Annotated in this window: 7 protein-coding genes and 1 pseudogene; 5 read left to right on the top strand and 3 right to left on the bottom strand. The window is 40.5% G+C overall.

The window, feature by feature from the left end:
- Positions 1–137 precede the first annotated feature (137 nt).
- Positions 138–1,358: a site-specific integrase gene (locus tag FEM33_RS07230; protein ID WP_139011399.1), complete on the top strand. Its 1,221-nt coding sequence runs from the start codon at positions 138–140 to the stop codon at positions 1,356–1,358.
- Positions 1,359–1,818: 460 nt separating this feature from the next.
- Positions 1,819–2,906 (top strand): annotated as a pseudogene (locus FEM33_RS07225) (IS481 family transposase).
- A 185-nt stretch (positions 2,907–3,091) separates the two neighbouring features.
- Here the strand turns inward: FEM33_RS07225 and FEM33_RS07220 are convergent.
- From FEM33_RS07220 to FEM33_RS07210, 3 genes are read right to left on the bottom strand one after another with little or no spacing between them, the layout of a single operon-like run.
- Positions 3,092–4,912 (bottom strand): hypothetical protein, encoded by a 1,821-nt coding sequence (locus FEM33_RS07220; RefSeq protein ID WP_139011398.1) that lies wholly within the window; start codon positions 4,910–4,912, stop codon positions 3,092–3,094.
- A gap of 13 nt (positions 4,913–4,925) precedes the next feature.
- Positions 4,926–7,502, bottom strand: coding sequence for an ATP-binding protein (locus tag FEM33_RS07215; protein WP_139011397.1), 2,577 nt, complete (start codon positions 7,500–7,502; stop codon positions 4,926–4,928).
- Positions 7,495–8,943 carry a DNA methyltransferase gene (locus FEM33_RS07210; protein WP_262711979.1) on the bottom strand — a complete coding sequence of 483 codons (1,449 nt, stop codon included), beginning with the start codon at positions 8,941–8,943 and terminating at the stop codon, positions 7,495–7,497. The genes FEM33_RS07215 and FEM33_RS07210 overlap by 8 nt, the downstream gene beginning before the upstream one ends.
- A gap of 1,149 nt (positions 8,944–10,092) precedes the next feature.
- Between FEM33_RS07210 and FEM33_RS07205 the strand changes: the two genes are divergently transcribed.
- From FEM33_RS07205 to FEM33_RS07195, 3 genes are all read left to right on the top strand, one after another.
- On the top strand, positions 10,093–10,482 hold the full coding sequence (locus FEM33_RS07205; RefSeq protein ID WP_139011395.1) for a plasmid mobilization protein: 390 nt from the start codon (positions 10,093–10,095) through the stop codon (positions 10,480–10,482).
- The gene (locus tag FEM33_RS07200) at positions 10,470–11,744 is read left to right on the top strand and encodes a relaxase/mobilization nuclease domain-containing protein (RefSeq protein ID WP_139011394.1); all 1,275 of its coding nucleotides are present in this window, start codon (positions 10,470–10,472) and stop codon (positions 11,742–11,744) included. The genes FEM33_RS07205 and FEM33_RS07200 overlap by 13 nt, the downstream gene beginning before the upstream one ends.
- Positions 11,745–12,816: 1,072 nt before the next feature.
- Positions 12,817–14,217: an RNA-dependent RNA polymerase family protein gene (locus FEM33_RS07195; RefSeq protein WP_161597079.1), complete on the top strand. Its 1,401-nt coding sequence runs from the start codon at positions 12,817–12,819 to the stop codon at positions 14,215–14,217.
- The last annotated feature ends 54 nt before the right edge of the window (positions 14,218–14,271 follow it).

Raw genomic sequence — 14,271 nt, 5'->3', positions numbered from 1 at the left:
CGTGTAGTTCACTCACTTTGAGAAGAAGACTCACTGGAAACGGCATAACAAATTGATAGACAACCTGTTTACGTCGTAAACATCTTGATTGGCAAGCGTGGTAACTCGATATTTAACCACTTTTAAACGCTTGTGTTATGTTGGAGAAAACATTCGGCCTGCTTTTCTATTTAAAGCCCGCCAGAAATCAAAGAGGAACAGTCCGCTACATCTATCTGCGAATTACGGTCGACGGCAAGGTCGCCGAGCTATCCACCAAGAAGCTATGGAATACCGAAAGGTGGAATTCCTCAGTCGGACGGCCAGCCGGTAACAAGGAAGACGCCAAGACGCTTAATGCGTATTTGGACATGCTCACTGCCAAAGTCTATCAGGCTAAAAAGATTCTTACCGAAGATGACAAAGAAATTTCTGCGGAAGGCTTGAAAAACATATTGCTTGGCAAGAGCAATGAAACCCGCACCATTCTGGAAGTCTTCGAGCATCATAACGAGCAGATGGAAGCACTCGTCGGTCAGGAGTTCGCACCACTCACTTTGAAACGATACAAGACGGCTAAGGAGCACACTGCATCCTTCATCAAGTGGAAATACAAGAAGGATGATATGGCAATCAAAGACCTGAACTTTGAATTTATTACTGAATTCAACTTTTGGCTCCGGAGCGCACGAGGCTGCAATCATAACTCAGCGATCAAGTACATGAGCAATCTGAAAAAGGTTGTGCTGATTTGTGTCAATAATAAATGGTTGAAAAAAGATCCGTTTCAAGGTTTCAAACTGACGAAGAAGGAAGTTGTCAAGAACCCACTATCCAGGGACGAACTGAAACGACTTACTGAGAAAGTGTTTGAAGTTGAACGGATCAGCCAGGTGCGGGACATCTTTCTTTTCTGCTGCTACACCGGGTTGGCCTACGTCGATGTGAAGCAATTGAAAACCACGGACATTGTCGTTGGGATGGACGGCGAGCCGTGGATTGACACCACGCGGCAGAAAACGGATGCGCCTACACGTATTCCCCTCCTGGATACGGCCCTGGAAATTATTGATAAGTATAAGGATTATCCGCAATGCTGTGCTGTTGGTGTTGTGCTGCCGGTTCTGAGTAATCAGAAGATGAATGCTTATTTGAAGGAGATTGCCAATCTGTGCGGCATTTCCAAGACGCTGACTTTTCATATTGCGCGGCACACGTTTGCTACGACTGTGACGCTAAGTAATAAGGTGCCGATTGAGACGGTTTCGAAAATGCTTGGGCATCGGTCTTTGAAGCAGACGATGATTTATGCTAAGATCTTGGATGTGAAGATTAGTGAGGATATGAAGGGGTTGCGGGAGAGGTTGAAGGGGATGTAGGGTAGCGGACGCGAAACGTCAAGTTAGGCAGCTTGGCGTTTCGCTTACCGAAAACAAGTATACCTAGTATAGGACTTTGTCATACAACACAATGTTAATTGCCGTTTCGATAACACGACACCTCTATACATTTTAATTAGCCTGTGACAAATTTTCAGAAACCATACTACGGTGACGTTACGTAACGGCTTTAATGGCAATTCAACATCATTATCAGGTTGACGTATGGATGATAAGCAAACGTCTATAATCTTGATCCTACTAATGAGCAAGTTGGATTACATCACTTTATCAAAAAATGACATGGAAAACGCGGCTTTTCTAGTTGATGTGTAGCTCAAACCGAGACAGGCTGGACAACTACGAGTACTGGGTCTGGGAACATGTTATGCTGTAATAGTTAAGACTTAATCTGACAGTTGAATAGATTTTTATTAAATTCAACTAAACCAATTAAGTCATGAGCACGAACGAAAAGATCATCAAACCCAAGCTTGGTGTACTAGAACTTGCCAGGCAATTAGGTAATGTCTCACAAGCCTGCAAAATTATGGGCTATAGCCGAGATAGCTTTTACAGATTTAAAGATTTGTATGAAACAGGCGGAGAAGCAGCTCTAAAGGAAATCAGCCGAAGAAAACCACTGCCACCCAACCGAGTAGATCATGAAGTTGAGCAAGCTGTTGTTAAAATGGCAATCGACACCCCCGCTTACGGTCAACTGCGTGTAAGCAACGAACTAAAAAAGCGGGGAATATTTATTTCACCTGGCGGGGTGCGTTCAGTATGGTTACGACATGATCTGGAAATATTTAAAAAGCGTCTTAAAGCATTAGAGGCAAAGGTCGCCAAGGAAGGCCTAATTCTAACAGAAGCACAAGTTGTAGCACTGGAAAAAGCAAAACAGGAGAAAGAGGCGCACGGAGAAATAGAAACTTACCATCCGGGATATCTTGGAGCTCAGGCGGCCGCCGCGCGGATACTTACTACGTAGGGCAAATTAAAGGTGTAGGCAGAATCTATCAGCAAACATTCATTGATACTTATAGCCGTGTTGCTTTTGCAAAGGTTTATGATCGTAAAAACGCCTTGGTAGCAGCAGATACACTTAATGATAAAGTATTGCCTTTTTTTCAGCAGTACGATATTCCATTAATGAGAATACTGACTGACCGTGGCACCGAATATTGCGGCTCTAGAGAACATCATGAATATCAGCTATATCTGACAATAGAAGATATAGATCATACAAAAACGAAAGCAAAGAGTCCTCAAACGAATGGAATTTGCGAACGCTTTCATAAAACAATTCTTGAAGAGTTTTACAGTATAGCTTTCCGCAAGAAAGTTTATAACTCTTTGGAGCAGATACAGCAGGACTTGGATTCCTGGCTGGAAGAATACAACAAAGAAAGACCACATTCCGGGCGGTATTGCAATGGAAAAACGCCGTATCAAACATTTATGGATTCATTGCATCTGGCCAGAATCAGGTTATTAGGCCAGTCAGTTGAAACATCAAATTCATCGAAAGCCTTTTCTTCTTAATACTTTTCCAATGCCGACGGGCGAAGCTGTCAAGGGCGGCGAAGAATGAGCCGTTCATTTACCCTTGACAGAGAAGACCAAAGGCATATCTTTGTATTATAGAAAAAAGGTGAAGTTGTTGTCTGATCAATGTCCGATAACTCACCACTGTCAGATCAAGTAGTAGCTAGTACATGTTATGCATATTACACTGGAGTTGCAAAGTCATGCTGCTCTGCCGTTCTTGCCATGTGTCGATAAAATCTCTCAAGAAGATAATCGGCCCCATCAGGCTTCAAGTGCAAAATCCTTTTTATCCCAAAATTGAATACGTTTTTACTATATGATGTACCCATACCTAGGCTTTCAGTAAAACATAATTTTGGGTAAAGCCTTACCTTCATTTGCTCTCTTTGTGCTTGATCTACCTTTTCAACCTGACCAAGTAGTGCATCTAAGGTGACTGCATCCTTTCTATAACTTGCTAAAAGCTTATTGTATCTAGCCTCCCATGCGGAACTTACCAAATCAGCATCGAATACAGGCTCAGCAACATTAATAGACGATAGTCCATCATGGTGAAAGACACAAAGATCCAAGGCATCCAAACTCACACTAAAAGTCTCTAAAAATGATATTAACCCTACATCACTAGAACCTTCGATGAAATAATCTAATTTAAACTTATTTGCAAAAAAGTGGCCAGATTTACTATCAATTTTTTTCTGAAGATCATCGCGAGACATCACCTTCACCTTTGCCAACGTAGCAACTTTGGTACTACCTCGTGAACCAAGTGGATCAGTCCGCATCATGAGATCACACTCCTGTCCGATCAAAATATAATATCCAGTGCCTTTCCCTTCGGTAATTTGAAAAATGTCACCGTTCTCTATTGGTGAATGCAGTCTATTTATCTGATCACCAGCAGAATAGGTGTCTAGGTGCATGAGCTTAAATTTTTCCTTGTATGGCTGACTATTCTGATCAAACGAAAAATGAATATCACTAATCCGCTTAGATGTTTTCAATATTGGATTAATTACCTTTGGATAATTTGATTCAATCATTAGCCTCTTAACCTCTTCCTCGAAAAAGTTGTCAGTAATCCTAAATATTGTATTGGCTTCCCAAACTCCCTCACTATAAGAGCTTCTCAATATGGTCGTATCAAAATCATATGTATCTAATCTTTCAAATGAGATTCTGGCCTTCTCTCGGGCCTCTTCTATCACCTTTAAGGAGCGCTCTTTCACGGTTTCGAAAAAGCCGTTTAGCAAAGTCTTTTTTATGCCATCGCACAGCAATTCTGGATCCTTTATTCGCTCTTTAGCTAATGCTAAAAAATCACTTTTTATCAACCTGCTGTCCGCGTCATTTATTATCCGATCGCGCTCTTCCAATTCTTTCGAAGTATCTTTAATAATATGAGTGATAAGTGCACAATACACGTTTTCACGAATATCAGACGCTTTGACTTCAACGATAAGGTTTTGACCCTTCGTGGTGCCATTTTTAAATCGTTCATTTTGAGCGTGAGTCAAATCCTGGTCAAATAAAATTAATACCTTTTCCTCTGGATTAGCACTAATCTCATTAACGAGCTCGGACCACTCGTCAGGACTCACACATTTTAGAAAACCGTTTGGAAAGCTATTTTTAAGTTGTGTTGTGTATTCAAAATCCGAAGCATTGAAGTCTAGCTGCAGAGCCTCAAAAGTTCGATGCAACACTACTAGCTTATCTGGTTCCTCCATGGCCTCCCAGACCGCAATTAACTGATCTCCCAAAGCATCCTCATCGGGTACGTTCAATTCCAACCTTTTCTCGTATATTATATCTATTTCAGCAGCTCGGTCTTCCAAAAACAATCTTTTGGTATTCGAAATGACGGTCGGCAAGAAATCAATATTGTTGTAGTCATCTACGTAATAGGCCTCCTTGATGTTCAAAACCTTGAACAATTCTTCAAGTCTTTGTACAGGCGAATTTTCAGATTTTTGTTGAGGGTCTACATGTTCTTCCATTGGCGGGTAGTGTTTAATTCGAAATTGCTGCTGAAAAATTTAGCTGAAAAATATAACGTCTTCCGAAATCATTCTTCACATTTAGTAAATGGATCTCACATCCCTCAGTTTCAAGTAGTTGTTGAGTAATAAACAGACCTAGCCCTCTTCCCTTATTTTTCGGCTTTGCTGTTACGAATGGTTGAAAAAGCTGTTCTTGAACAGCAGGGTCTACTCCGAAGCCATTGTCATATATTCGCAAGAATGGACTTTGCGCGACGATATTGATTTCCGGATAAAAATTGGGTTCCCCTCGCCTTCTTTCATTTAACCAATACTCAGAGTTGAGAATAACGTTATCAAGTACTTGAGTGAGCTTCCCTCTATTCATATTAACCATATAGCCTCTTCCCACGACCTGTACATTAAACCGAATCTTTGTAGCAAAGCGCTCAACATAATAGCTTTCCAGATCGGCTAGAAACTCTGTAATGGCAAATTCTTCTTTCACATCTCTTACAAATCGAAGCGACGGGGCTAGATGACTCAATTGCTTTCTGAACGATTTACTAGCATTACGAATATGTTCGATATAGACCTTCACAGGTAAGAAGTCCGGCTCCATCCTCAACCTTAAATTTTGCGAAATTCGGTCTGTCTCAAAAAGAATCCTGTCTACAATATTCGATAGTTCGTGAGATAGTGCCTCGGCAGTTAACCCCAATCCAGCCAACTGTGCAAAATCAGATAACTGCTGTTCCAAGTTCGTTATTTGAGGCTGCAAAAACTCAACATGCTGGTCTAAAATCCGTGCATCACCCAAAATACTTTCAACCTCTGTTAATAACAACTCGGCCTCTTGAAGAATAGAATTTACTTTAACGAGTATTTCATTAGTACCTGCATCGTAACCCTCGGCTTGTGACTTCTCTTCGACAATCTCTTTTATCTGATTCGTAACATTGGCAAGATTAAAGCGAACTGTTGCGGCACGTGCAGTACTTTTTTTCGCCTTTTCCGAAGCACCCCTGAGCTTTACAAATGAGTCCGAAATACTCTGAATACCTAAATTTGCCTGAGCTCTCTTCGACCGATACTTATTAAAACTGCGGCGAGTATTTTCTAGAACAGTATTTATTTCGTCGACAAAGTATTCCATTATGCGAAAGAAATTCCGCGAGTAAGCACTATCAACAAACCCTTCTCTGTCTGTCTTTTCTTTCAAATCTCTATTTTCACTTGCGGAGATGGTTACGTATCCAACGACATTGCCAGGTCTCAATCCGTAAAATGAACCGCCAGAGGTTTGGTTCCCCGAGAGTTTTAACCAATCTTGACCATCGATGCCGTAGGGTTTTATACCAAATCCATCTCTGAAAATGCGAATTCCTACCTGATTTTGAACTAGACGTTTGAACTCGGAAAAGGTGTCGAATGCCTTTTCAATTTCATCTGTCTCTTTAAAATTAAAATCGCTTATCTCTCCTTCAAAGTTTCCGGGATCTGCAATCTCTAACAAGGCGGTGTCATCTAAGTGATCATTTAAAGAAGTTTCCGAGGGTATCAGGCCTTCATGATCAATAATATCTTGACTAGTAAGGGAATCAATCTCAATGTAAGCGATTTTTGATAACATTGAAAGTTCAACCTCCCTTCTGAATGTGAAGAATACTCCATCCTCCCCAGAATAGATGATGTCAGACAAAAAATGCTGTTTGTTTTCTTTTTTATCTGTCAAGAAATGGAAAAAATCACTTCCTTGGTCAGGCAACACTTGGCCTTCAAAAAATGCTATATCGTCCCTCTTATTACCCCCACTTAATTTTTGAAGCTTTATTTTTCCCTCGATAAAAGCAGTTTGTTCGTCTAAACGGAAATTATACTGCGCCACTGAATTGCTTCGCACCTGGCGATTTACTTCGTCTAAGTCAACAGTCTCTCCATTTAGCTTTAAATAAACATCAAATGCACGTCTTTCTTTAAACGGAAAAATCATTTGCGAAATCTGTCCCCTAAATTTGTCCCAGGAATCGCCTTTCCATTTATTTGTCTCTTTTAAATTAGTAATAACCAGTGATGTGCCCTTCTTTTCTGGTCTCTTCGGAAAACTATCGATGTGTACGGGAACTGAAGTGAGTAAAGTATCATCCTGAAACAGAGCCCAGTCAAAAGCTACGTGGCTTAGCGAAGTATGATTCACTTGCCCGGTAAACATTTCTAACCGAGAGCCTAATCTTTGAGTACTCAATCTACCGACACCCTTCTCTCCCAACGGCGTTCTACCTTTGAGTGTCGATCTACCTTCCTCTTTGAATTTCTTCTTGGCGGATAGTGAAATCTTCATCCAACTGTTGGCAATATCGGTATCAGACATTCCAAATCCGTTGTCTTCAATTAAAATAAATCCCCGCGCAGAGTCCTTATAAAACTTCCTTTCATCCGAATAATAATCAAACAAGTTAACTTCTACTTTTACCCAGTCTGCATCAGCATCATAGGAATTTTTAATAAGTTCCATGATAGCCGTCACTTCATCCGTAACTAGCTCTTCACCTAGTTGGCGGATAACAGCTGCACTTATATCAAAATGAGGTTTTTCGTTCTCAGCCAACTTTTCTAAAAATTAAAATATCTTCAACATTCATAAGTACCGAGTCTCCATTTCTCCTAGCCATGCGCTTATTTATAATCTCACGTTCGATTTCGGCAACTAACTTGCAGCCTACATGTGACATAAACTCCTTAAGAATTTGATTATTTGGTATTTCGACTCCACCCACTGTTCTGTTACCAATGGTCCAAACTTGATATGAATTTGGCTTCATAACATAGGATATTTGTTCAACCACGCTAAACAGATCTTGTATGAAGATCATGACTTTTTTCAGCCTTTCATTAGTAGTAAATAAAAGTTGTTTGTAAACCATCTCAAAAGTTCGCGACTTGATGAATAAAGACTCGAGCTGGAGATCCGATAAATGTTTTATGCGACCACCAAGTGATCGGCTATCAATTTCCATTGTTGTTTTTAAAAACCCGTTGCCTGCGGATTCGTCGATGTCCTCCAGATCAATCCATTGCAGAGGTAGAAATGAATGCTGTCCATAGGTAACAGTCGTCTTATTATCTCCATAGGGAGGTGAAGTCACTAGCAAATCGAAAAAATCCTTTTGCCCTTTTGGAGTGACAATCCGCTTGGTTGAATCCTGAAGGGTAATTTTTTTTATTCCTTTGTACGAACCTTTTGACAGTCTTCCATTAGCTGCCAAAAAATCTCGGAATCGTTCTAAATCTTCTATGCTCTTACTCAGACGATTCTTAAACTCTCTAATTGGAGAAATGTTCCTGACATTAATCTCTTCTATAGGTCTTGCATGCAGTTTGAAAGTTGACGTTCTATCATTGGAACTGATTCGGACGACTTCTGCCAAATTAACCCAATAGAACCGCCGTATTGCGAGCCGTTGCTCTTTTCGAATTGCCCTTACTATTTTGGACAATTCTATTGCTACATCTGTTTTGAACCACTTCCACAAGCCGATAAAGTTAGCCTCAATGTTTACTGCATCGTCTTTGGATATTGCATCCAAAAGATGCAGCTTCCTTTCCTTTATGGCTTCTACATAGTATGGACCTGTGCGCGTTTCGGCTATTAATTTAGCTAATGGGTTAACATCCTGGCCGTAACAATTAAGGCCATTTTCCATACACGCGACCAGACTCGTCGCGGATCCCATAAATGGGTCGACCACGTTTTTGATGCCTGGCTTGGACGCTTGAATTATATTTACAACTAGCCGCTGCACAGCAGGAACCATCATTGCGGGGTATTGAAAGAAACTGTGAAGGTATTCTCTACGATTGTAATCAGGTGAAGTCCAAACCGAGCTATTTTCCTCCGTCAGCTTTTCAATTTGAAACCTTATCCTGTCGTCGATGGTCTCAGGTCGAGGCGGTAAGCTTATCGATGCTAGAGAAGCATTTTCGTCCTTTTGACTAGAATGTACAGAATTCATGTGGTTTACGTGTTTATGCGTTTTTGCTTTATGCAAAATTTCTTCAATAATACAAATATAATACAAGTTCCCGTCTATGGGATTGACTGGCTACCCTTCTAGACAAGTCTGTTACTGCGTTCTTTCGGCCAGTAAGTCCTATAAGTACATGCGAAATCTAGGTTGACATCTGCATTGCGAGTCATCATAAGTGTCCTAAGACTTTGTTCAAACCATCAGCTATTCAGAATATTGCCGAAGGTATGCCTTGATATGCGCATATTTGCAAGTTTATTGATTTCTTCCATATGTGCTACCTCTCACATTGCAGTTTTTATTCCGAACGAAGTCTTCCGTTGAGGGGACGATATCCTTATCTTTCAAAAAAACTTTAAAACATGAACCGAGATTGTTCATTTTTTACTCAAATAAAGTTTACTGCCTTCTGAGAGTTTGCAGTCCATAGAGTTGCGTGTGATAAAAATTTCAATCCAGCGGTATGATCAAGCCGATTTCAAATAAGCCTAATGCAACCTTAGTCTGGCAAATCCGCATGCATATCAGGCCATCACTTACCTAAGCGCAAAGCTGTATGATCAGGTTAATTAATCTCGCGGAGTTGAAATTGTCTTTTTTGACGTTTTTGAGAAACTACGTCTTATTCTGCTTCGGCCAGATTGTCCACAAGATACACGTAAGTTGTTTGACAATTTATTATTAAGCGAATTGCGGCGGACACTTCCGATAAGAAAAATTTTTCTTTCACAAAACAGCCTTTACGATGAGTTAAGGAAATGTTATTTTTCTTTTCCAATCAGACAAATCTAAGGGAATACGGTACAATAAAGATGATTTACCTTGATTTAGGTATTTTAGGAATAATTGATTTACAAATTATAGTATACCAAATGATTTTATCAGGCTAATAACTTTGGTCTCATAATCTTAGATTTCCTCTGCCGATCCTAAGGCAAATTTACACAGGATAGGCAAATCCCATTTCAATAAACTAGATTCACAACTCAGCTCAGTACCTGGTTTCAGAGACTTTGAAATCCAAATGAGCCGCCTGCTTTGCGCGTCTGGCCAGATGTACGATTGTAATACAATCGCCGGTTGCTGCGCACCCGATCTGGCCTTCCCCTCCAAAGTCGGTTCAGGTTTTTGAAGGAGTTTTTAATGTTTGAAAGTGTAGATAGGATCGTGATGAAAGAAGAAAGATCGAACAAGACAAAGCTTGTAATCTTCCGGTTAACACCCAAAGAATACGCCAGTTTGGAAGCCAAACGTGGCCGCACAACGTGTCGGAAATTAAGTGAATTTTTACGGCTCTTAATCTTCAACCGACCGGTAACGGTGATCGAAAGGAACGGTTCGGAAGATCAAATGATCGAAGAATTGTCGGAGCTGCGGGAAGAACTTAACCGACTTGGCAACAACTTCAACCAGGCGACGAAACGCCTCAACGCCGTCAACCAAATTTCAGAATTCAGAAACTGGATTGCCAGCTACGAAGCTGAAAAGACATTCCTATTTTCAGTCCTGGACAAGATCAAATCGCAAACCGATAAATTGGCAGACCGATGGTTGCAGTGATTCACACCAGCAGTAGGCTACGGGCTGTGCTGCAATACAATGAGAAAAAGCTGGAACAGGGACATGCAGAATGCATTTCGGCTATCAACTACCCCAAGGATGCGGATGCGCTGAGTTTTGATCAAAAGCTAAACCGGATTCAGCGGCAGCTGGCTTTGAACAAAAGGACAAAGGTCAATACGGTTCATGTGTCCCTGAACTTTGATCCGTCGGAAAAGCTGGGCAAAGAACAGCTTGCGGAGATTTCAAAAGCCTATTTGAAAGGCATCGGATTTGAGAAGCAACCCGCTCTCGTATACGAGCACCGGGATGCCGGTCACCCGCACGTGCATATTGTGACGACCAACATCAAAGCCGATGGTAGTCGGATCTCACTGCACAACCTAGGCAAAAATCAATCGGAAAAAACCAGGAAAGAGATTGAGATAGATTTTGGTTTGGTGAAGGCACAAGATCGAAAAGTGCAGGAGTTTACTTTGAAGCCGGTCAGCGTCAAAGCAGAGTATGGAAAGTCAGAAACCAAGAAAGCCATTGCCAATGTGCTCGATATCGTTCTGAAAGAATACAAGTTCACAACGATCGGCGAATTAAATGCGGTTCTTAATCAATTCAATGTCGCTGCGGATATTGGCTCGGAACATTCGAGAATCAGAAAGCACAATGGCATCTTGTACCGGGTGCTAGATAAGGATGGCAAGCGGGTCGGGGTGCCCATCAAGGCAAGTGACTTTCATTTCAAGCCGACGTACCGGCATCTGCAAGTGTGTTTTCAGGCCAATGAAATGCATCTTACTTGTAGCAAGGATTCATTACGGGTTAAAAATAGTATAGATTTGACTCTACTTGGTAAGCACAATGTGTCACTGCCCAAGCTTATCAATATTCTTCAAAAAGACGGGATCGATACGGTAACCCGAAAGAATGAAGAAGGGCTGCTTTATGGGATTACTTACATAGACCATCGTACAAAATGTGTTTTCAATGGGAGTACATTAGGTAAGCAGTACAGCGCGAAAGGAATCACTGAGCGATGCATTGAGGATCCTTTTTCTCTTCATCAGCAAAAGTCTCAAAAGATAGGTATGGATGTTGGGCAAGCTGCTAGTGCGGGTAATGTTTATCTTGTCGGAAATGGTAGTTCGTTGGAGAATGATAAGTCTCTTGATTCTTTGTTGTCTCCTGTTAAGGATGGCGAGTATATACCGAATCCGTTAAAGAAGCCAAAACGGAAGAAGCAGAAAGGGTTTTCGATGGGGTTTTGATTTGAAATCTGCGTTTGCACCACAGCGCAACGAAAGGTACAAAGCAAAAAGTGACGACCGCCAAATCCATAAGGCTATTTACCGCGGCTGTGCCGCTCCTTAAACCACCTTATGGATTTGCAGTCAAGGGGTGAACCCCGTCACTTTTTGCTTTGAGTGAGGATAGCGATTGCGCTGAGGTGAAAAATAATTGTGTTTGGATTCTGAGATCATTACAAATCTTGACCCATCTGCAAACGGATACGGGGACAACGCTACGACATTCATCTGCTGTCGCTCAAAAGGTGTTGAATGAATCGGTACGCTGCCAGTTCGGCTCTGGGCAAAGTCAATACCTCTATGTGCGACAATTCTCGATATAGGTTGTGTAATGGGGGACCCAATTTAGGAGGCTCTGATAGATCAAGCTTTAACCGTTTATGGGATTGATGCGTCACCTCAGTGATTCAAATTTCAAGCGGAATTTCCAAATATTTCCGTCACCTGTGAAGCCGCAGAAGATTCGCCGTTTTCAATTAGCAGGAGAATATTTTAATCTGAAACGAGCAGACACAAATGCTTCTCGCGACAACCATTTTGGGAGAGTTAATAAAAAGAATTGATTTTGGGGTGAAGAGTGATTTTTCTGTGGTAAAACTTATTGACCTGGTTCGAAGTAGTTGGTAAATTGCATTGTTGGTTGGTTAAGTCCGCAGTACAGTGTTTGAGTTGCTTCTCTGCAAAGAGGAGATACCCTATCTAAATGAGGTAGGCGGTGCAAATATCATCTGGGTTCCACACAGGAGTGCCCGTTATGATGTAAAGCGAAACGGTTATCATGTTGCTCAGGATTATTTGGGTGTCTATGTGAATAACAATGTTCATTTTCCAAAAGACGTGCCCTTTTTTGGGCGTTAAGACACGAACTGGCTGCATTCATTTATGAATAAAGGATAGCGTCGATTTTTAACCAACCAACATTTTTAAATCTATGGATATGAAAGATTGGCTCCGATTGAGACCATATTTACATATATCACCACGGCTGGGTGGGAAGAATCTTAAAGCAACGAAATGTTACATTTCGTCCTATGTGAAGAAAAAAGAAAATATAGCTGCACATCGATTCTCACCCCTACTACATTACAAAATTGTTGATCACAGGTACAAGCGCGACAAAAACAATATTATAGAAGGCGGAAAAGTTGGAAGATCTTACAAGGCTAAGATTAGGCCAATATATTATCCCAACCATTTAGATGCTCAAATTTTCGCCTATTACTCACATCTAATTGAAAAAAAACTAAATCCAATTTATGAATCAAATGTTGATCTAAATAACTCTGTAATTGGCTATCGAGCAATTCGATTTGACGAACATAGGAACAAATGCACAATAGATTTCGCAAAAGAAGTATTCGACTTCATATCTACCAATGAAGCCTGTGAGCTGTCGGTGGTTTGCTTGGACATTACAAGTTTTTTTGACAACCTGGATCACAAAAAATTAAAACAAAGTTGGGGTAAATTGTTCGATCAAAATATTTTAGATATTGATCATTATCAAGTTTTCAGGGCAGTTACTAATGCTAGTTATGTAGATTTAGAAGAGCTGATTCCATTGATACCAGATTTTGACAAACAGAAAGTTACTCTGTTAAAAAATTCTAAATACAAGTCACTGTTCAAAACATTTCCTCAATTCAGATCTATTATTTATCAACACAAACTATTAAGAAGATACGATTCAAAAAATGAAAAAAAAGGAATTCCACAAGGAACGCCAATAAGTGCGACTCTTTCAAATCTATATTTTTTAAACGCCGATATCGAGATTACCAAAATGGCTAGTACGGTCAAAGGGCTATATAGACGCTACTCTGATGACATTCTACTGGTGTTGCCTACTGAGCATATTGATTGGGCTATTTGCAAAATCAAGGAAATTATTGAAAATGACCTTTGGTTAGAATTACAAGATAAAAAAACAATTTCTGCTCATTTAAGTCGTGAAAATATTGACTTGCCTTGGAACATAAAGGTGTGTGATTGGCAAAACTGCGTTATGGATAAGCCAATTAGCTATCTAGGATTTGACTTCGATGGAAAAAATATAAGAATTCGAAATAGTAGTATCTCCAAATATTATCGTAGCTTGAAAAGAGCAATTCGACGTAGAGCATTCTATGCCCGAGTCCAGGTTGCAAAAAACAAGTCAGCTGAAATTAAGAAAGATGCATGGCTTTTTAGAGCTGGGATTTTTAGAGGAAAAACTCATCTAGGAGCAGCTAGAAAAAAAGTTAACGGCAAAGTATTTTGGGGGAATTACATATCGTATGCTCATACCGCTGCACGAATTATGGGAAATGAAGCGTCAGTTGGAATTAATAAACAAATGAAGAACCATTGGAAGGTTGTCACGAGGGAAATTAAAAAATTTGAGACGGCATATAATTTACCGAAAGCTCCAAAAGCAACTCGTTATACTAAGTAGAAGAAATTAATAGCCTTCCATAGCCGGCATAATGATTATCTTCTACGCATTTAA

This window comes from Dyadobacter flavalbus, from assembly GCF_006149045.1.
GTDB lineage: Bacteria > Bacteroidota > Bacteroidia > Cytophagales > Spirosomataceae > Dyadobacter > Dyadobacter flavalbus.
Note: the sequence above shows the minus strand (reverse complement) of the source record. Positions and strands in the feature narration are given on the sequence as shown.

Bases quoted from the DNA above. Each gene is read 5' to 3' on its own strand.
- FEM33_RS07230 (WP_139011399.1), top strand. From the start codon at position 138: ATGTTGGAGAAAACATTCGGCCTGCTTTTCTATTTAAAGCCCGCCAGA.
- FEM33_RS07220 (WP_139011398.1), bottom strand. From the start codon at position 4,912: ATGGAAGAACATGTAGACCCTCAACAAAAATCTGAAAATTCGCCTGTA.
- FEM33_RS07205 (WP_139011395.1), top strand. From the start codon at position 10,093: ATGAAAGAAGAAAGATCGAACAAGACAAAGCTTGTAATCTTCCGGTTA.
- FEM33_RS07200 (WP_139011394.1), top strand. From the start codon at position 10,470: ATGGTTGCAGTGATTCACACCAGCAGTAGGCTACGGGCTGTGCTGCAA.